The sequence below is a fragment of the Microbacterium meiriae genome, assembly GCF_025143875.1.
Classification (GTDB): Bacteria; Actinomycetota; Actinomycetes; order Actinomycetales; family Microbacteriaceae; genus Microbacterium; species Microbacterium meiriae.
On sequence record NZ_JAMBDU010000015.1, the window covers coordinates 35,739 to 60,944 of the forward strand.

The 25,206-nt window shown below is 61.9% G+C and carries 22 protein-coding genes; 7 read left to right on the forward strand and 15 right to left on the reverse strand.

Going from position 1 to position 25,206, the window contains the following annotated elements; translation table 11 throughout:
• Positions 1-58 precede the first annotated feature (58 nt).
• Positions 59-235: a hypothetical protein gene (locus M4D53_RS10590; RefSeq protein WP_187663903.1), complete on the forward strand. Its 177-nt coding sequence runs from the start codon at positions 59-61 to the stop codon at positions 233-235.
• A gap of 25 nt (positions 236-260) precedes the next feature.
• Here the strand turns inward: M4D53_RS10590 and M4D53_RS10595 are convergent, their stop codons facing one another.
• A complete protein-coding gene (locus M4D53_RS10595; RefSeq protein WP_187663902.1) occupies positions 261-602 on the reverse strand; it encodes a DUF7882 family protein in 342 nt (113 codons plus the stop codon).
• 262 nt (positions 603-864) lie between these two features.
• Between M4D53_RS10595 and M4D53_RS10600 the strand changes: the two genes are divergently transcribed.
• The gene (locus tag M4D53_RS10600; RefSeq protein ID WP_187663901.1) at positions 865-1,209 is read left to right on the forward strand and encodes a hypothetical protein; all 345 of its coding nucleotides are present in this window, start codon (positions 865-867) and stop codon (positions 1,207-1,209) included.
• Positions 1,210-1,392: 183 nt separating this feature from the next.
• Here the strand turns inward: M4D53_RS10600 and M4D53_RS10605 are convergent, their stop codons facing one another.
• The 4 genes from M4D53_RS10605 to M4D53_RS10620 all read right to left on the reverse strand — a co-directional run bounded on the left by M4D53_RS10605 (position 1,393) and on the right by M4D53_RS10620 (position 7,804).
• Complete coding sequence (locus M4D53_RS10605; protein ID WP_259953943.1) at positions 1,393-3,201, reverse strand: serine/threonine-protein kinase; 1,809 nt, start codon at positions 3,199-3,201, stop codon at positions 1,393-1,395.
• A gap of 90 nt (positions 3,202-3,291) precedes the next feature.
• Entirely contained in the window at positions 3,292-4,947 is a 1,656-nt protein-coding gene (locus M4D53_RS10610) for a UvrD-helicase domain-containing protein (RefSeq protein ID WP_259953946.1), read from the reverse strand.
• Positions 4,944-6,935 (reverse strand): ATP-dependent nuclease, encoded by a 1,992-nt coding sequence (locus M4D53_RS10615; RefSeq protein ID WP_259953947.1) that lies wholly within the window; start codon positions 6,933-6,935, stop codon positions 4,944-4,946. The genes M4D53_RS10610 and M4D53_RS10615 overlap by 4 nt, the downstream gene beginning before the upstream one ends.
• A gap of 584 nt (positions 6,936-7,519) precedes the next feature.
• Complete coding sequence (locus tag M4D53_RS10620) at positions 7,520-7,804, reverse strand: helix-turn-helix transcriptional regulator (protein ID WP_259953949.1); 285 nt, start codon at positions 7,802-7,804, stop codon at positions 7,520-7,522.
• Between the two features lie 640 nt (positions 7,805-8,444).
• Here M4D53_RS10620 and M4D53_RS10625 point away from each other — a divergent pair.
• The gene (locus M4D53_RS10625) at positions 8,445-9,269 is read left to right on the forward strand and encodes a metallophosphoesterase family protein (protein ID WP_259953951.1); all 825 of its coding nucleotides are present in this window, start codon (positions 8,445-8,447) and stop codon (positions 9,267-9,269) included.
• A complete protein-coding gene (locus tag M4D53_RS10630; RefSeq protein WP_259953952.1) occupies positions 9,269-9,652 on the forward strand; it encodes a hypothetical protein in 384 nt (127 codons plus the stop codon). Before M4D53_RS10625 ends, M4D53_RS10630 begins: the two co-directional genes overlap by 1 nt.
• A 107-nt stretch (positions 9,653-9,759) precedes the next feature.
• On the opposite strand, the gene M4D53_RS10635 is transcribed toward M4D53_RS10630, so the two are convergent.
• The 4 genes from M4D53_RS10635 to M4D53_RS10650 form a co-directional block, all read right to left on the reverse strand.
• Positions 9,760-9,882: a hypothetical protein gene (locus M4D53_RS10635; protein ID WP_259953954.1), complete on the reverse strand. Its 123-nt coding sequence runs from the start codon at positions 9,880-9,882 to the stop codon at positions 9,760-9,762.
• Positions 9,883-10,066: 184 nt separating this feature from the next.
• Positions 10,067-11,683 (reverse strand): exonuclease domain-containing protein, encoded by a 1,617-nt coding sequence (locus M4D53_RS10640; protein ID WP_259953955.1) that lies wholly within the window; start codon positions 11,681-11,683, stop codon positions 10,067-10,069.
• 90 nt (positions 11,684-11,773) lie between these two features.
• Complete coding sequence (locus M4D53_RS10645; RefSeq protein WP_259953956.1) at positions 11,774-13,102, reverse strand: ApeA N-terminal domain 1-containing protein; 1,329 nt, start codon at positions 13,100-13,102, stop codon at positions 11,774-11,776.
• A 63-nt stretch (positions 13,103-13,165) separates the two neighbouring features.
• Positions 13,166-13,387 carry a hypothetical protein gene (locus M4D53_RS10650; protein WP_259953958.1) on the reverse strand — a complete coding sequence of 74 codons (222 nt, stop codon included), beginning with the start codon at positions 13,385-13,387 and terminating at the stop codon, positions 13,166-13,168.
• A 105-nt stretch (positions 13,388-13,492) separates the two neighbouring features.
• Here M4D53_RS10650 and M4D53_RS10655 point away from each other — a divergent pair, with 105 nt between their 5' ends.
• A complete protein-coding gene (locus M4D53_RS10655) occupies positions 13,493-13,810 on the forward strand; it encodes a hypothetical protein (protein WP_259953959.1) in 318 nt (105 codons plus the stop codon).
• Positions 13,811-13,873: 63 nt separating this feature from the next.
• The gene (locus tag M4D53_RS10660) at positions 13,874-14,383 is read left to right on the forward strand and encodes a hypothetical protein (protein ID WP_259953960.1); all 510 of its coding nucleotides are present in this window, start codon (positions 13,874-13,876) and stop codon (positions 14,381-14,383) included.
• 133 nt (positions 14,384-14,516) lie between these two features.
• On the opposite strand, the gene M4D53_RS10665 is transcribed toward M4D53_RS10660, so the two are convergent.
• Together M4D53_RS10665 and M4D53_RS10670 are read right to left on the reverse strand one after the other, a co-directional pair.
• Positions 14,517-16,163, reverse strand: coding sequence for an SIR2 family protein (locus M4D53_RS10665; RefSeq protein ID WP_259953961.1), 1,647 nt, complete (start codon positions 16,161-16,163; stop codon positions 14,517-14,519).
• Between the two features lie 198 nt (positions 16,164-16,361).
• A complete protein-coding gene (locus M4D53_RS10670; protein ID WP_259953962.1) occupies positions 16,362-18,494 on the reverse strand; it encodes a hypothetical protein in 2,133 nt (710 codons plus the stop codon).
• 150 nt (positions 18,495-18,644) lie between these two features.
• Between M4D53_RS10670 and M4D53_RS10675 the strand changes: the two genes are divergently transcribed.
• Entirely contained in the window at positions 18,645-19,640 is a 996-nt protein-coding gene (locus M4D53_RS10675; RefSeq protein WP_259953963.1) for a DUF2971 domain-containing protein, read from the forward strand.
• Between the two features lie 25 nt (positions 19,641-19,665).
• Here M4D53_RS10675 and M4D53_RS10680 read toward each other — a convergent pair whose 3' ends face one another.
• Genes M4D53_RS10680 through M4D53_RS10695 form a run of 4 tightly spaced genes read right to left on the reverse strand, consistent with a single transcriptional unit; the run spans position 19,666 to position 25,098 of the window.
• Positions 19,666-20,088: a hypothetical protein gene (locus M4D53_RS10680; protein ID WP_259953964.1), complete on the reverse strand. Its 423-nt coding sequence runs from the start codon at positions 20,086-20,088 to the stop codon at positions 19,666-19,668.
• 3 nt (positions 20,089-20,091) lie between these two features.
• Entirely contained in the window at positions 20,092-22,092 is a 2,001-nt protein-coding gene (locus M4D53_RS10685; protein ID WP_259953965.1) for a hypothetical protein, read from the reverse strand.
• A gap of 22 nt (positions 22,093-22,114) precedes the next feature.
• Positions 22,115-23,698 (reverse strand): hypothetical protein, encoded by a 1,584-nt coding sequence (locus M4D53_RS10690; protein ID WP_259953966.1) that lies wholly within the window; start codon positions 23,696-23,698, stop codon positions 22,115-22,117.
• A complete protein-coding gene (locus M4D53_RS10695) occupies positions 23,695-25,098 on the reverse strand; it encodes a tyrosine-type recombinase/integrase (protein WP_259953967.1) in 1,404 nt (467 codons plus the stop codon). The genes M4D53_RS10690 and M4D53_RS10695 overlap by 4 nt, the downstream gene beginning before the upstream one ends.
• Between the last annotated feature and the right edge of the window lie 108 nt (positions 25,099-25,206).

Consider the following 25,206-nt stretch of genomic DNA (forward strand, 5'->3'; position numbering starts at 1 on the left):
TGGGCTCCTCTCCGCGGAGAGAGCATGCTGGAGGTATTCGTCGAGGAAAGGAACGCGCATGGCTAACGACAGCGACCGCAACGACATCAGCACCGAGCCCTCCCCCGGCCCGGAGGAGAACGACAACCTCGGCGCCGAGGACAACAAGGGCGAGCCGCGAACGGTTCCGCCCACGGATGGGTCCGACGATGACGGGGACGACGTCCTCGCGGAGGATCCGGACCGCTCGCACTGAGCCTGTCGAACACAGGAGCCCCGCCTCATGACGAGGCGGGGCTCCTGTCGTCTCGTCCGGGCGTCGACCCCTGGACGATCTCGTCGACGAGGTGGATCCCCCCAGTCGAGTTGGCCGACTGCATCAGATCCTCGATCCACTGCGGATTCAGTTTCGGCGGCTCCCGACCTTCGAACGTGAAGCGCAGCGGGATCGCCGGATGCAGCCAGATCGTAGAGCGACCGTAGGCCTCTCCCTCGGGGTGGGTCCAGGACACCGTGAAGCTCTCGTTGCGTCGGAGCTTCGTCGCGATCACGACCTTGAGGTGCGCGAGCGCTCGGTCTTCGATGTGGAGCTGGCTCGTGCCGTCGTACATGATGAACCCCATGTGCGAATCGTAGGCCCGCGTTCCATCCGTCACCAGAGGCAGTCAGGTCCTCTGGAGTTCATGGCCGCCGGGATCTGAGCGCGAGCATGTCTGTATGAGCGCCCACCGCTGAGTGACGTCCCCCGAAGAGGGGACAGACGGCTCCTGGCATACGTCGATACTCTGGCCGGATCAGGGGACTCGTGCGAGATGCGAGAGGTGCGAGCGTCGATGGCCGGTCACGCCGATCATCGCCCGGCGCTCATGATCGGAAGGACTTCTCATGACGATCGATGTCGTTGCGGAGCCGCTGGTGGCAGCAGTCCGCGAGGCGTGGGCCAGGGCGCGGGGAACGATCCTCATGCCCTCGGGATTCCAGCTGACGGAGGTGACGGTCGATGCCGGATCGTTGACTGCTCAGGTGGCCGACCCCGCCGGCTCGCGATTCGGCATGCGCGTGGCGCTTCCGAATGCCGCGCGGTGGGAGGGTCGTGTCCAGGGCGGAGAGGGGACATCAGAGCACTGGGCGCTGTGGAGCGTCATCGTCCCCCTCATGGAGGAGCTGGAGACGGACGCCGCGCACCGCTTCCCTCCGGACGCCGACGGCGTCCGCTGGGTGGCCTCATAGGAGAAGCCCCGGTGTCCCGGACGAGAGTCCGAGCCACCGGGGCTTCTTTCTGGTGACAGCGACCTGGTGCCTCCAAGAATCGCTTTTGCTGTGTCTCATGTCTCATCTAGACGAAGAATTGCGATGAACGAGATCCTCCGCTGAGACACTTCCGTCTGGCCTGCCGGTGACGCTGCAAGGAGCCTACTCAAAGACCTTCACGGCATGGCGGGGATGCTCAGAAATCTCCCGTCGCCCCAGAAGCTTCGCCAGTGTGCTGCGAATATCGTACTCTCGATCCCACACCAACGCGACGAGGTCGTCGTGCTGTGCGATGGGTCGCACGAGGTCAAGCACATCCCCTTCAAACGAGTGATACGGCGAAGCGATCCGAAGCACCTCGTCTTTGAACCGTTCGTACTCTGCCCGCGACCTGAAGTGCACGGAAAACTTGGAGTCGACGCGCTCGCCAGTCGACACCGTCCACCGTTCCGCAAGAGTCGCAAGCAACTGTTCGACCTCATCGCTGTCAGTGGTCGGTAAGATCAATCTACTTCCGGTCGATACTCGAGCCGAGTCCACGGGCAGACTCGAGTCCCAAAGCACCGACACCTGCCGTTCGAATTCGATCTCGCGTAGCGCAAAATCGTCGAGTTCGACAAAGCTCATGCTGAGGTATCGGCGAACATTTTGGGCGATCCATAGGATCGGCGCGTCCGACAGATTGAAGCGCAGAGGACCACCTTCCGCCACTTCGCGTTGGACTTCTGAAATGATCTCCTCGCAATGATAAGCCTTGCAGAAACGGAAAAGCTGCGCTGAGCGTGAAGGCAGTCCCTCCCAGATAGATCGCCGCGGTAACGGATACTCCGATAGCAGCGACTCGAATTCACGTTGCAAGCGATCTTTTTCAACGGACGAGATCTCGTGCAGTTTGGACATCGGCTCAAATCCGATGCTCTCGTTGTCAAAAACACGCTTGGCAATACTGTAGATTCTCGACTGGGCACACATGTTGAACAATTCTGAAGTGACCATGTATGAGATCTCGCAGTGATAGTTCGGGTTATATCGATTGAGATCTTCGACGGGCGACCGTTCTAAGATGTACCTTGCCGAAAGAACGTCTCTAGCGGCTTGACTGAGGAGCCCGGGATACTCCGTCCTGTGACGCTTTCGCAAACTCTTGCTCGGTCGAATTTCTTCGGCGAGATCCTCGGTCTCGTCGCGAATTTGCCCTCGGAGTATCAGAAGTGAGTCGCGCGCCGCTTCGATGCCTATTCTTTGCGTTTCGTCCTGCAGCGTCATTCTCTGGGTCAAGAGGTCAATGTCAGATAGGAAGGGGTAGTCATCGGCGATCCGCTTGGACCTAGCTCCTTGGGGATTTTGCTTGGTGAAGAGCTCCGTGATGATAAGGCCGAGGGCAAATATGTCCGCTGGTTTACCGACACTATCGGGATCACGCCGAGCCATTTGCTCGGGCGCCAGGTAGTTTCGGTTTGCGAGAAGATCGCCATGCCTCGTCAGGTCCCAGTTCTTGAACCTGGCGATTCCGAAGTCTGCTAACACCGGTCGACGAGCAGCGGTGTCGACCAATATGTTCTGAGGTTTAATGTCCCGATGAACGACATCTTCACCATGCACGTATGCGAGAGCATCGCAGAGCTGGATCGCATAATCGAGAAGCACCTCGAAATCGGACTGAGCTTCGATGACGTCCTGGAGTGTAGCCTTGTAGAGGTCCATGACGTAGTAGAAGGCATCGTCGTCCTCCGACTGCGAATGGATCTTGATGACGTTTGGGTGATTCGCCCTGAGCCCGTACGCAATCTCGTTTCGGAATCGCTGGTTGCGCGTGCCACTCTTAGCGTCTTTCGCGATCCGCTTCAGTGCATACGACCGATCATCTGCTGCGGATCGCGCGCTCCAGACTTCGGCTGCGCCGCCTCGACCGAGCTCTGCTTCGAGCGTGTAGTCAATTGCGTCAACTACTTGAACCTGGCGTTTCTTCACACCCTCAAGCTACTCTTAGTCCCCATCTCAGGGGGGATCAGAACTCTGCAATGCCGATTGGACCCTCGGAGAAGTGTTCGCGCCGCGAGGCTACTCTTCGTCAGCGAAGGACAGGAAGCGCCCATGCCGACGTCGATGCTCATCCCAGCGCCCACGGCCCGCGAGACCCACGGGTGTTGGGCGATGTCGAGCAGTAGTCATTACAAGCTCAGTCTTCGCGCGGGAGATTCCGACGAAGAAGATACACTCAGCCTCCCGCTGTGGTCCCCAATGCGTCTCTTCTTCCGTGCCCAGCATTACGACTTTCTCGAACTCCAGCCCCTTGGACTTGTGGATGGTAAGGATGCGGACCGCGTCGACACCGGAGAGCCGGGCGAGTGCGGACTTCTCGCCTCCGGTTTCCGCGATGGCCTCCGACAACGCGTGTATTGCGTCGTCAACCGCGGTCTGCAACTCGTCCCCTCTCAGATAGGACGCCGACAAGCCCATGAGCACCGGAGCGGAAACCAAGTTCAGGAAGTCCTGAATCAGCTGTGGCCAACTCTCCGAGTCCCAGCTCTCCGCGCGCACTGTGGCGGATGCCATCGCGAGGAACTTCTTGACGTCGCGGTCGCGACGTAGAGCCGCTTCGTCGTTCTCGTCGAACAGATCGAACACTTGCATCAGATCCGCGTAGGCTCCCGGTTGCCGCGAGCTCACGACCACACGCACGAAGTTGAAGATGAGCGCGGCCGCCGGGTCCGCAACGAGCTTTTGATGTTCGCTGTCGACAAGTGCCGGGATGTCCCGAACAGCCAGCGCATCCATGAGCGGCGCCGCGTACAGGTCGGGCCATTGCCTGACGAGCACGACGATCTCTGCCACGGGCACCCCCTCGTCGATCCACTCGCTGATGAGTTCGGCCAGCGCGTCAGCTTCTTCCAGGTCGTTTCTGTAATCGAGCCGACGTATGGTGCCCTCATCACCCTGCAGCTCATCTACAGGAACCTCAGCGCCGGGCTCCATCTCGGCAATCATCCGGTTCTGCATCCGACGAAGCCTTGGCGCGGAGCGGTGGTTCTGTCGAAGCTCGAGAACCTCCGCGCCGAAATCTGCAGCGGCTTCCTCCATGATGCCTTCGACCGCGCCTGCCCACGCCATGATCCGCTGTTTTCCGTCGCCTACTGCCGTGATCTTGGCTTCCGATGACAGAAAGGCCTCCTTGACGAGGGAGTACTGCGCGCGCGTCGAGTCCTGGAACTCGTCGAGGAATACATGACTGTATGTCTGGCGAAGCGCCTGAAGAGCAAACGGGGCGCTACTCAGGACCTCCCCTCCGAACGGAACGAGATCATCGAAAGTGATCTGACGCCGCTCAATCTGCGTCTTCATTTCGATCTGATAGTCGGCGTCGAGGGCGAACTCTCCGGTCAGCGCCTCCCGATAGTTGTCGATGAGGCGCTTGGCGAACGCGTGGAAGGTGAAGCTATCGAAGCGAGTGGCGAGCTGAGCCCCTGCGCGCCGCTTGACCCGCTCGCGAAGGTTCCGCGCCGCATCGACCTTGAACGAGATCGCGAGGATTCGCCGTGGATATGCGCAGGCCCCGGTGCGGAGCAAGAAGTCAGCGCGCTGAGCCAGCAATTCAGTCTTCCCAGCTCCTGGGCCGGCCGTGACGACCACATGCCCGTCGACGGCAGTCACCGCCTTGAGCGCATTCGGCTCAAGACCGACGCCATCCGCGGGATTCCACTGCACCTCGCCGCTCACTCGGGGATCCCCTTCAGCAAGCCGCGCACTGTGGATACAAGCCGAGCAAGGACTGCAGGGAGTCCGGCCATTAGCCCGTCATCATCGAGGAGGGCTAGGGCTGAGATGTGCGCGACCGGCTTGCTACTGAGTTTGAAGTGCTGGTGGTAGCTACCGAGGAGTTCCACAGCGTTCTCAGGCAGACGGTCTACGTTAGCGCGCGACTTCCCTAGAACTGCCTTGAGCTGAGTTTCGGTGGGCTTAGCGGCGTTTCCTTCGTACGCCTCTGGGTACGACTCCATCATCATCAGATCGAGATCGACGGGATTCGAGAAGAACACATGTTCTGCTTCGAGACGCGCGATTGGTGAGTTCCCCGACGGATACTCCTTTTGTTCGTATGCGGGGAAGTCCTTATCTGCGTTCCACGCCGGTATGTAGTCCAGATGCTTTTGCGAGAACGTCTTCGGACGCACCTTGTTGACCTGTTTGAGCGCGTAGGTCACCCGCCCCCACCCTCCCTGATAGCGGGCGCAGTCGAGGTCGAGCAGCGTGACGTAGGGGATGTCGAGACCGTCCAACAGCCGCCAGAAGTGATTGACGTGCCTGCCTCCGAGCGGGACTACGGTGACGGAAGCATCATCTTCAGCGATGCCTGCGGCTGCAAGAATCCGTGGGAGCACGATCTGCTCGCTGTCCCCTTCCCCGAGCACAACCAGACGGGCGAAGTAGAGCTCTGGATACGCTTCAACCGCCTCTCGAACAAATTTCGCGGCCTCGCTGTCGTTCTCCGGCATGATGATGCTACGAACGGTTGTCTCGCGCCGGTTGTTGAGCCGGAGATAGCGGATCGACTCGGGTCGCGTTCGGCGGAGCATCGCTGGCGCGTGGGTCGCAACAACGCCCTGGGCATCGCCGAACCCGCAGGCGGCTCGAATACTCCGCATAATGCGGCCGAGGTACTGCGGGGCGAGGCTGTTCTCCGGCTCTTCAATCGCAAAGATCGTGTGCACCGGCGGACGGAGGCGATTGACGTCGACGGATGCGTCCTCTCCTTGCAGCACCTTGCGTCCCACAGCCTGCCACGCCAGCACGAGCGAGATGTAGAGCAGTGATTTCTGGCCGTCACTGAGGCGTTCAAACTGCAGGGAGTCTGCGCCATGGCCCGGAGTGAATCGAAGAGTCAGCTGACGCAGCGCGCTCTCGATGTCTTTGGACCCAAAAGCCAGCGCAGGGTCCTTGAAGAAGTCGCCACGATGCAGCTTGACCCAGTCTTTAGCCAGTTGAACTCCGATGCTGGCAACGGCGGCGTTACCGGCAAGAGTGTCCGTAATGCGCTCGGTGAGTTCTGCGAGCAGTTCCTTTTCCGCCGTCCAGGTCGCAGCCCGGAGTGTGCGCCCTAGGAGAGAAGCGGAGGCATATGAGATCTGCTCGGATGGGTCGCGCCTTGCGGGGAGGTAATGCACTTCGATGTGGGCGCGGTCGGCCCTCGACATGCGCGCAGTTCGCAACGGAACGCCATCTTCGTCCGCGTCGAGCACGTAGTCGATCTGTTCGACAACGGTGCCGTCAGGCTCCAGCGTCGCCGTCAACCTGATCCGCATCGACGGCGGGCCATCGGCAGTGAGTAGAGACATGTGCGCGAAGAACGGCGGCACTGCGGGCCGGACTTCTTCGTCGCCGGCTTCGGGGAACTCGAAGTCAGCTTCGATCCACAGCGTTGGCGGATCGACCTCCTCGGCGTCAGGCTTGGCCATTGGTACATGAAAGTCGAGCGCCTCGACCCGTCGTTGAGCGGCGATGGGCGAGAAGAGCCGCGAAAGTGCTTCGAGGACAGTCGTCTTCCCAGCCCCATTGGGTCCGAGAACGTAAGTAATCGTCTCAAACGAGATCTCTCTTGGCGTTGGCCCGAAGGCCTGGAAGTTCGAAAGCCGAACATTCTTCAGGTGCACCGCATCCCCCTGCATTTGTGTTGCTGTCGTCGAAACCGTATCGCGGAGTGGAATCACGGTAGCCCTATCGAGCGGCGCGGCAAACAATGGCGTGTCCTGTCCCGTATGCAAGCAGTCAGATTCCTCGATAGCGCGCGCATGGCGCGGCGCGACCGCAACGCGTCTGCGACCGTCACCGTCACCGTCACACGGATGCGTTACGCGCCGTGGCCACTCAAACCGCTCTGACTTGCCGAGAAGAAGTGCTGCTGGCCCGCCATCGACAAGATGAGTGTGTGGACCACGAATGCGCCGCCATCGGGAGACGGCTTCGAACGCTTAGCTCAACGTCTTGCGATGACGGCCTTCGGCAACCATGTCAAGCCCACCCGCCTCTGTGGTGACCGCTGGCGAAAGTTGTACTTGGACGACCCGGTCGGGTACGACGGCCCAGCGACGATGAGGCTCAGCCTCCCCCGGTGGGAAACTGATTGTCGGCAGCCCACTTGGGCATGTCGCGCCGCGTTACCTTCCGGGTAGCCGACACGGCAGTTCGGCAAGGGGGGCATCAGCGATAGAAGGCGTGTCCTCCGTGCTCGGGTAGCCATCGCTTGTTCCAACGTCGCGATTCTGCCGAGGAAGCACGTCATCCGACGAGCGAACTACCGGGTCGTGACGTCCGGCTGGTTCGCCGGAAGGAGCTCCTCCAGCCGAACATCCAGCACCTGCGCCAGCGCCACGATGGTCCGCAGGGAAGGATTGGCCGGGGAACCCGTCTGACCTTCACCTGCTTCATACCGTTGAACCGTGAAGCGCGTGAGTCCCGCGCGAAACGCGAGCGCCTCCTGGGAAAGGTCCTTCTCCACTCGGAAGCGGCGAATCTGGCGGCCGAGTTCGACGGCAAACTCACGCCATCCTTCGCTCGCGCCTGCTGTCTTCCGAACCACCAACCAAGCCTTACGAGAAAGGCGCGGGTGTATAGCCTTTCTCATGTGGCATAATTTCCACAGCCATACGAAACATTCACTCCATCGACAGGCGCTCCGCGCGTCTCGACCTGCACGTGTGCCGCTGCGCATCGGCTCCGGGTCGCCTCGATGCGTAGGTCCCGTTCAGGTCGACCCTGATTGTTGAGTAGCAGTGACTGATCCCCGACCGATCTGGTGGAGTGCCACGGAGGTCGAAGCTCCCGATGCTTGGATTGAGGCGTTCAACGCGCTCACCGCCGATGAGCGGTCAGATGAGTTGGGGCTCGCCGCCGCCATCTTCATCGCGCGCGTCCGGCGCCGCACCGGACGCGGCCCGACCTTCTCGGAGGTCTTCTCTGAGTTGTTTCGAGACGATCCGCTGCACCCTGAGTGGCCGACCGGCCTTACCTATCCCGTTCGCGCCACCATCCACCACGCGTTCCGCCTCCACGTCGCCATTCAATGGAAGCGAGGTGGATGGATCAGCTGGGATCCAGGGGTGGAGCGCAGCCTCAGAGTCGGACCCACCTTCAGGGAACGGTCACGAGCGCGCCAGGCCGCGAGGTCGCGATGTCGCGATGAGACTCGCCCACCACAAGCCGCGGGTTGGAGCTAAATCGTGCGGACACCACCACCGCTAAAGGCCCTCGAGATCGCATCGATTATTGCGCTGCCTGACCAGCGCGTCGCTGTGGTCGGTGACGTCCACGGCAACTTCCGATGGCTGGATATCGTCGCCAGGGCGGTCCAGGAGCTCGCACCGGAGGTCACCACCATGCTGCAGCTCGGCGACTGGGCGATGGATCCCGACACCACCGACGAGGCCCTCGACGGAACAGCTATCGAACGCATCTATGTGACGCTCGGCAACCACGAGAATTGGGGCCAGATAACCCCGCTGCTTGATGCCCACCCCGGCGCCGCCGTTCGGGTTTCGAAGATCACGTGGTTGCTGCCGAGACCTGGCCGTCTGACCATCGGCGGACGCAGTGTGCTGTCGCTAGGGGGCGCAGTGTCCGTCGACAGGGCGTGGCGGCAGGAAGGCGTTAGCTATTGGAAGGACGAGGAGATCACCAGCGAGCATGTGAAGTCGGCCATCGCCGGCGGTCCAGCGGAAGTCATGCTCACGCACGAGCCGCCTGCTGGGACACCTGTCCGCTCTGTGCAGGAGATCCTGCGGACCAACCCCATGGGCTTCCCTGACGACGCTCTCCGGGACTCAGCCAATTCCCGCGCACGAGTCGCGAAGGTTTGGAACATCGTCTACCCGGAGTTACTGATTCACGGGCACATGCATGCGCCAGGGGGCGGGCAGACCGAGTACGGGTTACGTGTGGCGAGCCTCGGTCAGGACGGGCAACAGGGGAACCTGGGAATCCTCGACATGCGCACGCTGCGCATCGAGACGCCGTCGCTGCGTCAGATTCGGGAAGCGGCAGGGTGATGACCGACTTGAACCCCTGGGCCCAGATCATCGGTCCCTGTTACACAGCGGCGTCCATCGCCCGCGCTCTCGGCTGGACCCCAGATCGAGTGACTGCGGCCGTTGAATCCCTCTCGCTCCTCGAGCTTGAGACAGACGACAACGTGCTCCTCTACCCCGCCTTTCAGATCGATGACGGGCGAATTATCGAGGGGATCAGCGAAGTCATTCGCGTGCTGAGCACGGGGACGAGGTCGACATGGACGTGGGCACAGTGGCTTAACTCGCGAGTCGATGATGAGACCGGCGAGGAAGCCGCCAGCGCCATCGAACAGCTCCGTGCCGGACATATCGAGGATATGCTCCGCGATGCCCGGCACGCTGCCGCAGCATGGAGCAGTTAAGACCTCCTGTCGCTAAGAGATCTCGGGCTTCGGCATCGAAGACGTCACCCCGACAGAGATCCTCATTGGCGGCATTGGTCCGGGAGCGTCGCTCCCGGACCAATGGATCAGACCGCCACGTCGCCGACGAGATTGACCCTGATGCCGATCCCTTCGAAGAAGGCGGCCTTCGCGATGAGCGCCTTATGGGCGGTTTCGGCGTCGGGCGCGTAGACGGTCTGCGCGCGCAAGCGCAGGTGATGCTTATCCGATTCACGCCCATCCCGTCCCAACAACGGGCAACTTCACGTTGAGCGGAGCCGCACTCGCGATGAGCGCCTATCCCGCCCGCAGTCGGGGCAGGACTGGGCGAGTCCCTTCGAGTAGCAGAGCGAGACCACCGCAGAGCGTGACAGCATCCACGTCGAGAGTTGCTCAGGCGTCGTGCGAGGCTACCGGAACTGATATCGAGCGCTCGAACGCACTCACCAACTCGGCAGACAGCCTGCCTCGCACACCGACCGCGTACCCGTTTGCGAGCCCCCACGCCCGAATCTCGCCCGGCGACGTGGTCGGTGATGCCGATGCGGTTATGCCCGCGTGAGCCGGTTCCTCACGCGGATCAGGGCGCGTGGCCTTCGGGGACGCGGCGACCGCCGGTTGAAGGTGCTTCAACAGCGTCGAGTATGTCTGCGGGTCGATGATACGTGTCCCGAGTTCGTGGGCTCGTTCGAGCTTCCCACCAGCGAAAGAGCCGTCGGTCACCACCATGGCTGTCAGACCGGACACGGTTCCGAGGACACGTACACCCAGCGTTCGAGAGCGTTCCTCCAAGCGGGATCGTTCCCGTTCGCGTTCGACGAACCCTGTGAACACCACCCTGTCTCCCACGCGCAGAGGATCGCCGTGCTCCCAGTTCCTGGGCAGCGCGCCCAGCCCAGCGCTCAGACGTGCAGCCCGGGCAGCATCCGCCTCGGCGATGAGGCTCGGTACGAGCTTGGCGGGTAACCGCAGTGCGGTGGCGATGGCCTCCAACTGTGCGCGCTCATCTCGCGCGACGCGGCCATCGTCGAGTGCGGAGTGCGCGAGCGCCAACAGGAGGGCCGCGTGCGCGGCGGCGACGTCAGTGTCGCTGAGTTCGTACATCTCGACGAGGTCCTGCAGCGCGGCCGCTTCGTCGTCCGAGATGACTCCGTCTTCGAGGGCATCGAGGACTGTCTCGACGTACGTTAAGGAGCCCACTGGAGCGCCCTCGTCGAGCACCTCCGCGAGGCTGAGCTTCGTCAGTTGCGCGATGAGTGCGGGCTGCTGTGGCGCGGTTCGGGTCACGCGACTACGCCGCGCGGTACGAGGCAGCGACTCGTCCGGCAAGAACGCCGACGGGGCGCGGCTGGGGGCTGTCGGCCAGACGACACCCCGCGCTTCATTCGGCACGGAAAGAAGCGACGGATGCGGGAGCATGCGCCCCTGCATCTGGAGATAGTGGCGGAGGAGGCCCGCCGTCGCGCGCGCATCTCCGAGCGCGGAATGAGCGCCGTGCAAAGGAATCTGAGCACTCCAGCAACAGTCGATGAGACGACGTCGCTCGAGGTGGGGAAGGTAGTGATGACTGCCGTCGAGCGTGCAGAACGCCGGCAGCCACGGAACATCCCACCCGGCGCGGCGGAACTCCGCGCGGAGAAAGGAGAGGTCGAAGCGTGCATTGTGTGCGGCGATAGGCAGGCCCGAGATGTAGGGAATGATTGAGGTCGCAACATCGCGAAACAGTGGAGCACGTACTACATCAGCTTGAGTGATCCCGTGGATGTGAGTCGCCCCCACCGGACCCTCGGGGTTGAAGCGTGTGGACCATTCATCCACGACCTGGCCTTGGTGATCTACGCGAACGACCGCTAGTTCGAGCACGCGGTCCCTGTTCGGAGACAAGCCAGTCGTCTCGACGTCGATGATGGCAAAGTAGGGCTGCGACGCGCGGGGGGAAGGAGCGGTCATCGTCGGAACCGTCACGCCCGACTTCGCGCGTCCACCAAGCAGCTTGTTGAGCCAACCCATCCCCACCCCTTGTCTCGGTCGCCAGTCACACGGCGCACGTCATCATCATGCCGGAGTTGAACGACATGGCGCGCCAACGGTGTCGCCTCCTCATGCGGGCCATCGAAGACGCCGCGCGGCTCGCTGCTGCGCCTGTGGAGGAAGTCCTGTCCGGTGCATCAGCACTAGCGTGAGCAACCCGACCGTCTGCTGCTCTAGATCGAAGATGTTCCCATCCCCTTCGAAGTTGCCGGTGTGCGCCAACGCGTTGCGTGCACGCACGAGGTTCTTCGCCCACAGGTCGACTTCGTCGATGACCGTCGCGCGCGCGAACTCGTCCGGTATCGAGGCGAGCTCAGTGAGACGCTCACGATACGTGGGTCCGTTGCGGATCTTCGCACGCAACCACAACCGTTCCTCCTCGTTATCTGCCGCTTCCAGCACTCTGTCTCGTAGCTCATCGAATCGCTGCTCGGGGATCGACATCGAGAGATTCGAGTACGCGGTCTCCAGCGACTCCGCGGCTGTCGCACTCAGCAGCAGCCGTGTCTCCGTGTAGCCGGGACGCGAGTACTGCAAGCCGAAGAACACGTTGCATGCTGTGCTCGCATCATGTCGAAGCTGAAGCCACGCTGGAACCAAATCCTCGAACGCGACGTCATCGCAGGTGAATCGAAAGCGCTCGTGGGCGGGCCCGACGCCCTCCGGCGATGCCGTGTGAATGCGCTCCCCGTATGTCTCGACCGTCTCGAAGTCGTCGGGGCCCATTCCCTCCCTGCGCAGGATGAGCAGCTCGCTGATGAGCCCGGAAGGCTCGCCAGAAGCCAACGTCATCAGGTCCGACAGGTGCAGAATTCTCTCATCGAACCCATACGCGTCCACGGGTGCGGGCGAGGTGATGAACAGGTACGGGGTGATCTCGGTCGACACGGTCTGCGTCGCGTGAGTCGTGTCCACATTGAAGTACTGCGGGATCGAACGAACCACGAACTTCCACCCGTCGAACTCGGCCTCCTCGGACTTGTACTCTCGAACGGTCGACGAGTAGGCGAAACCGTCCTGTTCGCGCCCTCGCTCAATGCCCGGGGCAGACAAGAACGTCGGCAGATTCTCCAGCTGCACGCGAGCACTGGTGAACACCGGCTCGTCGGGCAAGAAGTGTGCGCCGATGAAACAGCGGCTGATGTGGAGCCGTTGGAAGTGCTCGCCTCCGCCCATCCCGCCGCGCGTGTGCAGCACGAACGCCCGTAAAAGCGTTACGGGCTTACCTTCCGCGTCACCGTGAATAGCCGCGATGGTGTCTCCGAGGTCCACGAGACCACCGCCCAACTCCAGTCGGGTCTCACCGTTGGTTTTTACCGTCAGCTTGCCCGCCACCACAGTCTGAGGCGACTCAGCCACCCACCATCGGCCGTGAAGTTCGTGTGCGACGTCTCCCATGAGTCATAGTGTGCTCTATCCGAGGGCAACCGACCCCTAAACCCCAGTGCGCCCCATCTCGATTCAGTCGTAGGTGTGGTGGACGTGCCAACCGTCGGCATCCTGGAAGACGTCGAAAACCAATGACTGGCAGTCGCTGTCGGTCGCCTGGAACCGCCACCCGTAGAGTCCACGGCTCTCCTCGAACGGCGCCGCCCAGATCGAGTCGCGCAGCCGTGTGGGGGTGTCGGTGACACGCCATCGTCGGCCTGCGAAGACCATCCTCGTCGGAATGTCGTTGACCATCCATAGGGTCGCAGGCGGATGGGCTGTCGCGGATCGCATAGATCGAGGATAGAACATATGTTCGAATCTTGCTAGTCTGAGTTTTGGCCGGAGGAGGGTGCCGGTATGGGATCGAGTAAGCGGCTGGCCGCCCACTACGACATGAGGGCACAGCATCGTGAGGTCCTCGCCGCCGCACGTGTCGGGCCCCTCCAATCGCTCACCGAACGCGAAGTTGCGCTGCGCGAGCAACCGCTGACCATCTACCCGCAGCCATACCGTCGTGTGCGCGCGTGGGTGCGATTCGGACCGCGGGCGATCCGGGTCGACGCCAAGCTTGCCCGCTCCACTCCATATGCCGCCGGTATCGAGTTCCGTACCGAGGAACAGATCCGCCGGTGCTGGGTGTGGGGCAACGCAGTCCAGTTCGTCGGCGAGGAGTGAAACGGTCGTTTCAGCGCGCCGGTCATTGGTTTCGTGGATCTCACGCCCGCGCATAGAGAGAGCATGACCGCACTCAACATCACCCCATTCCCCCTCTTCCTCACCCTCAACGAAGCACCGCTCTATGGCTTCGACGACCGTGACCGCGATGCCGCGACGTTCGCGGGCCGCAGAGTCGTCGGTATCGACGCGCTCGTGCCGGGCGTTCACGCCGAAGAGATCAACAAGTACTGCTCGCTTGTCGAACGCATGAATGCGGATGCCATCCGCACCGCCGGAGGTGAGCTCCGCTTCGAATACTCTGCGGCGCAGCTCGAGGTCATCCTGGACCTGGCTGAAGAGCAGGGCGTCCGCGCCTGGGACGCTGCCGCGTTCATCGCCCAGCAGGTGTTCCCTGACCTGACCATCCTCGACTCGACGAAGACACCGATCTCGACGTTCGATGCGCTCCCGAAGCACGACGGTGTCAACCAGCGCTCGTTCCACGGCGACTCGAACTTCCCGCTGAGCGTCGAGCCGCCGGCGTGGTTCCCGACGGCCGGGATGCCGAACGTGACGTTTAGCGGGCGCTAACAAGAGTGGAAACGTCCCGGGGGCGGGGTGGTCCAGCGCGCCATCCCGACAGTACTTGCACAGGAATTCGCGCTTGCATCGTCATCCGACCTGAAGCCTCAACTCGACGCTCGGGCACCGGTCCCAAATCTGCTTAGTAGCGGCGATAGCGCTCGAGCGTTTCACGGTGCGAGATCAAAGCGGCATCCAGCGTTACTCCGTCGCGCTCCAGGAGCGTCGCCCACTTGCCCTGTCCGCTTCTCTCCAAGTCACGACGGAACTGCGTCTCCGCATTGGGCATGTCTGCCAGCCATTGCCACTCCCCCACATAGTCCCCGGAGATAGCCCGGTAGCCGCGCGACCGCTGAGATTGGAGAAGCCCAAGGCGGTACTCGAAGCCGTAGAACGCAGTCTTAAAGGCATCGTCCTCGGGGAGAAGATCTGTGAAGTAGCGACGCGTGTCCAGTGAGAAGACATGACTCACCGGATACATGTAGCGAGTTTCTTCGCATCTCGGCATCGCACTGATCCAACTATCGTCCGCGATGCGCGCGTAATGGAGGAACTGTACGCAGTTCTGTGGTTCGGTGTCGCGGTAACGGTCGACGACCTCGACCTTTTCTGTGAGCGTCGGGAGGAGGTACTCGCGTCCGCGACGCGTTGACGCGATAGACAGCACCTCGAGTGCGACCAGCGCGGGAATGCGTCGCGCGCCCCGGTAGCCCTCGTTGAAGGTCTGCTCGAAAACCGCAGCGGCATCGACGAGGCGCTGCACGACGTCCTGCCACAGTTGATCATGGTGGCCGTCCGAATCGTGCCACACGCCTTCGATGAGGAGAGGTACGAGTCGTTCCATGGATCGGAATCGGTCATCCCACACGGACTGCAGATCGGCACCGGTGACGGTCTCTCCCCCGCCGGTAATCGCCTGGGTTGCGATCCCCTCTACCACTTCATCGACAACGCTCATGACGAGGTCGTGGAGGTCGATGCGGCGGACGGGGTCCGGAAGGTACTTCTTCAGACGCGCAACGGCGAGAGCGGTCGTGAGCGGCGCGGCGCTCATGCGGTCTAGCGCATCGAGATTCTCGGCAAGCTCGGTGAACAGGACATCGGCGTTGCTAGCCGAGATCATCACCCCACGGCGTCCGGCCATCAGGCGCTGCGCGTTCTCCTTTCTGGCACTGCGGGCGTCCCAGAAAAGTGGGTACCGAGAACGGGCCTCTTCCAGCGCGTGCACGAGCGCTTCATCCCATTCGGCGGACCACCCTGAGACCAGAAGTCCGTACTCCTCGAACACCTGCGAGAGAAGCCGAGTCCACTCCTCCGGATACGTTGACAGTTCGTCGGGGGTGTTGCGAGAACCGAGATCCTTGTAGTCGCCGTGCAACTTGATGACCGTGGCGGGAGCGTGAGCGAGTGGCATCATGCCGTTGACGGCCTCCGGTCGGGCGATGACCTGCGGGGACACCCCGACGACTTCGAGGGCCTGCTCCATGAGGCGGTCGAAGTTGGTCGTGATAATCACACGTACAGCACCCCGCGCCACAAGTTGGGCAATAGCCTGGTGGGCGCGACTCGGAACAAGCCGCTCCCCATCCGTCGCTTCACCTTCGAAGAACTCAGCAAGGAGCCCCTGCCGGGCCGCCGGTGTGGGCGCCAGCTGCTCGAGCAAAGTCGAGTATCCGAGCTCGCCTTCCCCATGTTCGGACCACCACGCCTCAGCGTTGGCTCGCGCCTGCGCTGCGCCTTCGTCGCCGCCTTGAAGCACTGCCGTGCGAGCGACCAGTTCGGTGACCACGCCCCATCCCGTCGGGACGCCAGCGCCGGTAGATACGCCCGATCCAAGGAGCAGCGCATAGACACCTGGCTGAGCGTGCATCGAAGTTGCGAGTGAGACGAGTGGTGGAATTCCTTGAGGCATTAGGTGTCCTTCCCGTAGCCTTTGCGGTGTTCGTGTGAGCGTGCCCGGGTGTTTGCGCCTCGGTCGTGGTACCGGCTAGCGCAGCGAGCTCAGGTCGGAGCCGATAAGGCCGAGAAGCCCTGTGGCTAGGCCGAGTACCTCAAAGCCGGCGCCAATGAGTATCGGGAGGAGTTTCGCATCCGACTTCTGACACCATCTGATACCGCCGACGACGAGAACAGCGAGTCCCGCCAGCGCGCTAAGAAACGGAAGAAGCCCGGCGTTCAGGATGACCAGCGCGATGCACACCAGCGCCGCAACGAACCCTGCGCTGAACACGACGACGATCCGGGTCGTGCGCTGCCTAGCCCATGCGAGTTCTTCCTTGAGCTGCTGCCCTTCTTGCCTCGAGGTCACAGAGTCCGCAACCGCGGAGTCGGCGAGTCTGCGCTGCTCGCTCGCCTCGTGCCGTGCGGCTTCAGCGTTGCGGAGCGCATCGGCCTCCGACTGCTTCGCCCGCTCAACGCTCAGCGCACTCTGCCGGTCTCTGCGCTGGTTCCTTCCCTCGAGAACTTCGGCCGCGATGGATGTGGCCGAGCGATTCGGATCCGCACGTAGCGCCGTGTCGAAACTGAGTTGCATGTAGCGGAGATCCGACTCCGATCCCCCACGCTCGGGAGAGATCTGCCGTGCCAGGTCCATAGCTACGTCACTAGGGAAGCGAGACGGAAGCAACCACATGGCCTCGTCGACAAGTTGACGCGCGGCTGCTCCGGCAAGGTCCACGACCTCCGCGGGAGGCACCGTCACCGAGAGAAGAGTCGACCATTGCGCCAATGAGAGTGTCAGCGAGACGGCATCGGCGCGCTCCACCGCGCGATACGCGGCCGACATGTGGCGATCCGGCGTTATCACCCATCCACCAGGCCAGGCACTGCCGTTCGCCTCTCGACGACGCCGTCGCCACATCATGGCGATGGTGTCTGCGTCTCTTTGAATAGCACTCGTCGAGCGCCCGGAGTTCGTCTGTTCTAGGTCGTTCTCGAGTGCGGCGCGACAACGCTCCACTCGCACGATGTCGTTCTCGTTGTAATGCGCGCGCACCACCACGCCGAGCTCGCTCAGGACATCCGCGATGCCCTGAGCAGCTTCCACCATCTGGTCGAGATTGGTGTACGTCCCCTCCTTGACTGCCTCGATGCAGTAGCTCGGCAGTTGCTCTTCGACTAGCGAGGCGTACCACTCGGCGCGGACCCCGCGGTCATGGGCTTCGTGGAGGCTCTCCTTGATTCGTGGGATCTCGCGCTCCATCAACGATTCCAGCTCTTCGATGGTGTGGTCCGCTACGACAACGTCCCATCCAGCAGCCACCGCCGCACGAATGGTCGTGGCTGCAGGATTGCTCACGCGCGCCGGGCCCACGAGATCGACGAGAACCGGTGTGTCGATGATGGCCCGCTGACCCGCTGGCGTCCCGAGACGTTCGATGACGGCGGCAGAGTCCCTCCCCGCCACGTACGAATGAAGCACGCAGCCGGTTGTGATGTGGCTGACGATCTCCGCGCCGAATGGGTCGAGGGGGTCGAGCGCGGCGATAGCGCATGCCTGCAGGAAGGACACAACATCCGGATTTGCATCGACCCGGGCTATCTCTGCGAGCACCGTCTTCTGGTGGATGCCGCGAGGCGCCAGCCGCTTCGTTACCAAGTGCTCGACCTGGCCGAGGTATGCGTCCTGCGAAGCTGTGATACCTACGACTAGCGCTCCGACAATGCGCTCGAGCCACAACTCCGCGGTCTCATGTGAGATGTCTCTGCCCGCGTCCGCGAGGGCCCGCGCGCGCAGCTCCTCCACGGCAGACGCCTTGACCGCTGCGACCCACGCAACTTGACGGTCGACGTCATCAGCACCATGAGCGGTCAAGCCCCAAAGTTCGGTTCCGTCAAGACCGTTCGTCGGATGCAGCAGATTGAGCTCCTGTCCGACCAGAAGCGCTTCTCCGACCGAGGCTTCATCCGTCCGGGCGCCCGGCCAGACCTGGCTGACGACGGCGGTGACTTCTCCTACAGATTTGTCGCCGCTGCGCAGACTGTGCGTCGCAGCAGCAAGAAGCAGATCCCTCTTCGTCGCTGCGCCCTGCGCCTTCACCAGGCTGTGCACCGCCCCTATAAGCGCGTACCCACCATCCAGCAGCGCATCGGTCGATGCGGCGTAGTCGTCCTCGATCACTGCGTCATTCATCGTTGGCCCCCCATTCATTCAACCCAGAATTCTGACGGTACTGGAACGTCGGCCCAGTTTCGTGCGAGACTCGCGGGCCCCCGCGCACCGCGGATCTGACGTCGTGTCGATGATGCTTCGTCCCCGTATCCTGGGCACATGAATGAGCATGGCCCCTCCATTCGAGGCACTTTGCCAATCTTCGCCGCGAAGACGCATCGCCAGCCCATCTGGCACTACACCGACGCAGCCGGTTTGGTCGGGATCCTCAGCGGTACGACTCGCTCCCCCAGCAAGCCCCCCGCCGATGACGCTTCCACAAGCGCTTCATCTGTGTCATCTCAGACCGGGACACTTCGTGCAACGGCCGCCACTCTCCTAAACGACTTCAGTGAGCTGAAGTTCGGCGCAGAACGAATCCTCGATTGGTACAACGCAAAGGACAATGCGCTCGGCGGAACAATCCGCGACCACGTCGCGATCCGATACGTTCTCAGCGACCTCGTAAGTCAGCTCGCCGACCACCCAACCTTCGTATGCTGCGCGTCGACAATGCGCGATTCACTCGAGCACTGGCGCGGTTACGCAGGAGAGGGTGGATATGCCCTGAAGCTCGATCCCTGGGCCACGTACACACTGCTCGACCGACCTTCGGTGGAAACCGGATACATGGTCGAACCGGTGTGGCTGCGAGTCAGATATGAACCGGCTGAACAGGACGAACTGATCTCTTGGGTTTTCGAGCAGCTTCTCGCATCGAACTCGTTGGTTGGACGGATGGTCGCTTCGGAGGACGAACCAAGTGCGGTCGCTGTCGTCCAAGCACATCTGGCGGCCCTAGCCGCTGTTCTCAAGCACCCGGCGTTCCGGAACGAATCCGAAGTGCGGCTCGTCGTGCAGCGGCCCGCCGGTGTGTCCCCGAGCTTTCGCCCGTCTAGGCGAGGCCCCGTGCCATACCTGACGCTCGGACACGCACCGCTGGGAAATGCCCAGTCCCCCACCTTTTTCACGCCACTCCCAGTTGAGGAGGTCATCGTGGGTCCACCGAAGGGAGACGCCATGGTGCAGCGCGAGCGCGGCACGCGCATGCTCCTTGAAGCGACGGGACGTTCTAGTATCCCAGTCAATCGATCCGACATCCCGTTTCTGCCGTGAGACCCGGATTGGCCCGATCCGGGTCTCACGGCAGATATGGTGAGCGCGGTCGCTTGATGCGAACGACGGGAGCCGCGGACTCGTCGGGCTGAACAGCGAGCCACAACGCATAGATCGTCTGCAGATGAATCGCCCGTTCATCCTCCAGAGCCTTCACGCGCGCTCTGCTTTCCTCCAACTCGTCGTCAGTCGTTCGCTGCTTCATCCCGTCGACTGACAGACCGCCGGTCTCGCCTTGTAGAGCACTGAATCGCTCATTGATGGCGTATCGTGTCGGTTCTCGCAGGTCCTGAGCGAACGCGCGCGCGACCGTCGCGTGGGAGAGAGCAGCAATGTTCTCGATCTCGCGCTTCGTCCGTCTCAACGTCGAACTTCCCGACATCTCCTCAATCGCCACGAGAATTCGCTCGAACACGTCATTACTCACTGGTGCTGGTTTGATAGCCATCTGTCAGTCTCCTTCGACAGTCCCCTGAATTTCGTTCCGCATCGCAACCCGACCTGCGCGGCCTTCCCGCATGTTCCTCTCAAAGCCAGGGTGCAGGCTGTCCGAGTCCAGCATCCGGTCGTAGCGCTCAATCTGCATATCAATCACAGGGATGTGTTTGATGTGCACGACGGCGTTGGGACAGCCGGTCGTTGCACAGATCCGGTCAGCAAGCTTGGGACCTCCCGGACCGCACGCTGCTGTCTCTTCTCGATGAGCGCAGTCATTGGTGAGGCCAAGGTGATAGTTTTCCGCCGCGCGAGAGATCAACAGTTCTGCTCGACCTGGATCCGCGACGATCTGAGCACGCAGCGCCATCAGATACTGGCCCGATGGTCCGCCGATTGCACCGTCGGAGTAGATGAGTTCCGCGACCGCTTGCTGAACGACCTTGGCACGCTCATCGTCGAGCGCAACGCTTGCAACGTGATGCCGGTCCCTCATGTAGCTTCCGGTCACCCGGAGCGATGCGTGCCCGAGCTGTATTCCTATGCCCACCTCCATGCCTGGGTAGGCAGCGGCGTACACACAGAAGGATCGTCGTAGCGATCTCGCATTGATTGCCTGACCGCGCGGTATCTGGATTGAAGCCAGGCCGAAGTCGCGGCCACGACCTGGACGTCGGTCCGGGGCGCTGTTCGCAAAGTCGACGAGTCGTCTTATGTCGCGGTGGGGGTTGTACTCGCCATCATCTCCCCCGCTCCCGGTTCGCCCGCTTCGCGCGAACAGCCGTTTGGTTTGGGTGAGCGCCTCCAGCGCCGAGACGGCGCTCTCGACCACCGTTGGAACCCACCAGGTGCGTGGACGGCCGAAAACACCCGTCCCCTTGAAGGTCATCGACTTTATCTCCGGAGCATCAGGGTGATGAAGAAGCGCTCCTCGCTTGAGAGCCTGGAGCTCGCTATCGCGCATCGCCGACAGGCTAGCAATCAGCACGTAGCACGCGCCGCGGAGCACACTTGGGAGATACTCCGCTTCATCCATGCCGACTTCCGAGAAAGGAGAATCCGGGGGGCAGGCGACAAGTCCCCCGAACTCCACCAAACCGTCGTCGACTGCTTGCTGAATGAGCCGCACAGCCGTGGGATTGTAGGCCGGGTGGGACGGTTTGAACATGCTTGAGGCCAGTCCAAGCTTGCGTTGCAAGATCGCGATGTTGGGTTGGCCGCGCTCACGCTTCTTGTTTCTGCCGAATGCAGTGATAAGAGGGATTCGCCCTCCCTTCTCAAGGAAATCCCGTATCAGAGTCCATGCATCAGCACGGCAGATCCCTCTGCCGAGGTCCCTGGATGTGGGACTTGCGCGCCACGCCGCATGCGCCTTAAGGATTGGCTCTCGGCATTCATTGATGACGTAGGTTGCAGCAGCAAGGAGCGGCTCCCACGTTTCTTCGCGTGGCAATGGCGGTGTGCGGGACTCTGCACCGACATCATCTTCCGCGACCTCTGAGGCGGTGTACCCCGCCCAGGGCACAAACGTCAGCGGATGTGGCGCAGCCGGCGCTAGGACCGCCAGCTGTTGGATGAGCGTGACGAACTTTCGCACGGAACTTGGCCCGTTTGGTTCGCCCTTCGGCCTATGATTCCCCGCGCGCAGTGCGGCGATGAAGTCGTCAGCGCTGTCCTGCGTCCACTCATTGAAGGAGGCCAGCCCGACCTTCACTCCCCATTTCGCGATGAGTGAAAAGCGCCCGACCATTCGCACCATCGCCTCAAACGGCGCCGGTTTTCTGCGAAGCACGACTCCGGCTGCGGTGGCGAAGTTGTGGTGTGGTCGCCCTTCGAAGAGTAGGAAGAGTTTGACGTCCAAGCGATACCCAGTCGGGATGTCGCGGAAGTCAAGGAACCTCTCGGCCAAACCCTGTCGACGAATTGAGAGACAGTCCCACCTGTCATCCCCGAACCTCGGACCGCTCGGCATGTCGTCGTGGACGTAGTCACCCGCCGCGACGGCAACCTTGCCCACGGCGTCGATGATCTCGTGAGTACTAATCAAGGTCTCGACCGCGCAGCCCTTGTCTCAGGCCGAGGTCGACCAACACTTCGGGTGTGTGCTGGCGCGCCTCAGCGACACTCGCTTCCGGGAACAGGGACAGTATCGTGTTGGTCGAATCGTGGATCTCACTCCACACCGAGGACCAGGTCGAGAAACTCGCTGCGGCGTCTGGAGAGGTGATCTCGTTGAACAACACAATGGCGGGCAAGTGCTCCGCGGTGATCACTGCGTTCGGACAGGTGAAGCACTTGCCCGCACGTGATACAGGGCACGCCTCCCCTTCTTTTGCATAGGGAGACTGTTCGGGGGCAATACAACCGGTGAGGCCGCCTGCAGAAGACAGCGGAACATCTGCCGATGAAACAATCGCAATGTTCTGGTTCGCTGCGTCAGTCCGTACCACCTCACCATCGACAACGACGGTGGGCCCCATGGCCCTCTTGTGCATGTCGCCGGCAGTCTGGCCCCACAGCTTGCGGAGGTGGGAACGCATGCTCGGGCTCGCCGTGTAGTTGTCGAAGAAAGTAGCCGGCGAATGCCGGTGTTGTGTCGCGAGGAAGGTGGCGGTGTTGTCGATGACGTCGCGCGCGATGGATGATTTCCTGAATCGCCTCCAGTCGTGAGGTCTCGAAATCTCTTCTTTCACGTACTTCTTCAGCCAGTCCGAGAGCGAGGGCTGGGACCAATCTGGGCGTCGAATCTCTCCTCGGGAGTTGACAGTGAGCCAGAGTGATCGCAACGAGCTTCGTTCACGGAGCGCATTCGTGCGTGAGATCAAGTCGTCGAGCAACCGGACGATCCGGGCATGACGCTTTCGAAGGAACGTCTCCTCTGTGCTCGAGTGTGCCCGCCACTTATGCATCATTACGGAGTAGCTCGTGGCGAGCCCTGCTGCAGCAAGAGCGGCAGTGTCCATGTCAGCCCCGCGCTGGTCCGTCGTCGCAGCGAGAACATCGTCCATCGTCAGCACCCGTAGCACCTCCGGGGGCTGCGCTGTCGCGAGCGACAACAGGATGTGAAGGGCAATGAGGGTATCGGGCGCGCAGCTTGTCGCCTTTTCCTCCATGGGTTTCAGTAGCTCGAGTGCCGCTCTCCGTATGTGGAAGAGTTCTCGCTTCGAGAACTCTTCCAGTGGGTGGCTGTCGGCTGGTGTCAGCCTCGTCTTCTCTGCGGTACGAGCCACGACGCTTGGATGCAGGCGCCCCGGTTGCTCGTCCTCTATCCATCGGAGTAAGGCTGACAGGTAGATCGCGAGACGGTATGGGAACTCCGTGCCTCGCTCGGCTTGGTCATCGAGTAACACGCGTTCCCATGCGTCCAGGTGTCGACGACGCAAGTCCTCAAGCCCATCGTGAAGAGGGTCGAAACCAGGCTGGCGCGCGACAATCGTGCAGAACCGGGGGATCGCGGTTCGGAGCGAGGGAAGCGCGTTGGCGTTGTGCCGGGCAAGGGCGACCCATGCGATGGCAAGTTCCTTCCCCAGTAATGGGGCGTCGAGTTGTGCGGGTATCAGTCGCAGACGTCTGACCCCGGAGGGAAGCTCATATGTAACGATGAATACCTCTTCGTCACTCATATCCTGGTGACCATTCGTACAGCCGCGTCCCGAATCACGTCAGCCACCTGGTCGGAGTACCGGTGTGCGTGTCGTAGATACAGCTCAGTGGTATCTCGTCGCGCATGACCGAGAAGCTCTTGCACAACGAGTAGTGGTTGAGTGAGATGGATGTTCGGGTCGCCAGCTGTTTCTCGGCCATGGCGCATCAGCGCGGCTAGCATTCGGACTGCAAAGGTGTGTCGGAGAACGTGCGGCGTGACACTGAGGTGAGCTGGAGGCGCGTCCTGTCTCGGGCCGAAGAGAGCCACCCGTTCGCTCGCGTCGTTGAACGTCTCGTTGAAGCGATTCTTTGACGGCCCATGGCCGCCCTGCATCACGAACAGAGCAAGCGGGTCGAGGACCCCGTCTGGTCGAATATGTACCGCACGGCGACGAAGATCATCCCCCATCTGCTCAGTGCGCATTGACACCCCGTTGACTCGGAACCTCAGTTCCTTCGCTCCCTCGACAGGCTCGACAATCGGTAGTCGTCCCTCCCTGCGAGCTTTGCGCAGCTGACGCTGCGCGCGCTGCACCAAATACTCTCGCTCGACGAGTCGATAGTGGTCGACCGCCAGTGCAAGCGCATCAGCGATCCAGATCTCGCGGGAACGACCGTTCTTCCCAACTCTCCAGAACGTGTGCACTCCGCTAGGTCCGACCGTTCGGGGAATTTCCGCGTTGAGCAGCAGAGCGGCTTCATGGCGCCGCAATCCTGTCGAGACGAGTGTGAGACCAAACGCATAGTCGCGCTCTGGGTACGCGGTGCGTGCTTCGGCCGCTGCTCCATCCGCTCTCAGACCTGCTTCCAAGAAGAAGCGCGCCTGGTCTTCCTTCAAAAATCGGATTCGTCGGACATAGGTCTCCTTCGCCTTCATTGTTAGGCGTCGCGTAGCGCCCCAACGAGCGATTGGATCGCGAGCAATCCAGCCGACCTCAAGCGCGTAGCGAAAGGCATTGCCGACGATGCTGAGCTCGTTGTTCCACGAGCTGGCCCGAAGCCGCAGCTGGCGCATGTCACTGAAGTCGAAGAGGTCCTCACGTGTGACATCTACAAGATCTGCACCCGGATCACGCTGTGCTCTCACGAACTCGATGAGGCGCCGGAGCGCGGTCGCATGTTGGCTTCGCAGAGTCGGCAGTGGATACGCACGCTGTTGAGCCGCCGCTCTTAGGTATGAATTCACGTACTTGAGTGATTCGACTTCACCACTGAGCTCTGCGAGGAATGGGGTCCGGTCGGGCACCCGAGCCTTGTCCAGGCGGCTCACGATCTCGGCGGAAAGCAAGAGCGCGTCGTTGATCCGAAGATCAACGACGCGCTCGCGGCGAACCTCGCCGAGGAGGAGCGTGTGCTCCTCCTGTTCCGGCGAGATCACATCCTCAGCTGACAACGGCTTACCTCCGAGTCATCGGTCGATGACTCGGATGATACATCCCACCTGGATCGATCTGAAGATCGATCCAATATTCGTGAGACTCTCAAC

Bases quoted from the DNA above. Each gene is read 5' to 3' on its own strand.
- M4D53_RS10590 (WP_187663903.1), top strand. From the start codon at position 59: ATGGCTAACGACAGCGACCGCAACGACATCAGCACCGAGCCCTCCCCC.
- M4D53_RS10595 (WP_187663902.1), bottom strand. From the start codon at position 602: ATGGGGTTCATCATGTACGACGGCACGAGCCAGCTCCACATCGAAGAC.
- M4D53_RS10600 (WP_187663901.1), top strand. From the start codon at position 865: ATGACGATCGATGTCGTTGCGGAGCCGCTGGTGGCAGCAGTCCGCGAG.
- M4D53_RS10630 (WP_259953952.1), top strand. From the start codon at position 9,269: ATGACCGACTTGAACCCCTGGGCCCAGATCATCGGTCCCTGTTACACA.
- M4D53_RS10640 (WP_259953955.1), bottom strand. From the start codon at position 11,683: ATGGGTTGGCTCAACAAGCTGCTTGGTGGACGCGCGAAGTCGGGCGTG.
- M4D53_RS10645 (WP_259953956.1), bottom strand. From the start codon at position 13,102: ATGGGAGACGTCGCACACGAACTTCACGGCCGATGGTGGGTGGCTGAG.
- M4D53_RS10650 (WP_259953958.1), bottom strand. From the start codon at position 13,387: ATGGTCAACGACATTCCGACGAGGATGGTCTTCGCAGGCCGACGATGG.
- M4D53_RS10655 (WP_259953959.1), top strand. From the start codon at position 13,493: ATGGGATCGAGTAAGCGGCTGGCCGCCCACTACGACATGAGGGCACAG.
- M4D53_RS10660 (WP_259953960.1), top strand. From the start codon at position 13,874: ATGACCGCACTCAACATCACCCCATTCCCCCTCTTCCTCACCCTCAAC.
- M4D53_RS10675 (WP_259953963.1), top strand. From the start codon at position 18,645: ATGAATGAGCATGGCCCCTCCATTCGAGGCACTTTGCCAATCTTCGCC.
- M4D53_RS10680 (WP_259953964.1), bottom strand. From the start codon at position 20,088: ATGGCTATCAAACCAGCACCAGTGAGTAATGACGTGTTCGAGCGAATT.
- M4D53_RS10690 (WP_259953966.1), bottom strand. From the start codon at position 23,698: ATGAGTGACGAAGAGGTATTCATCGTTACATATGAGCTTCCCTCCGGG.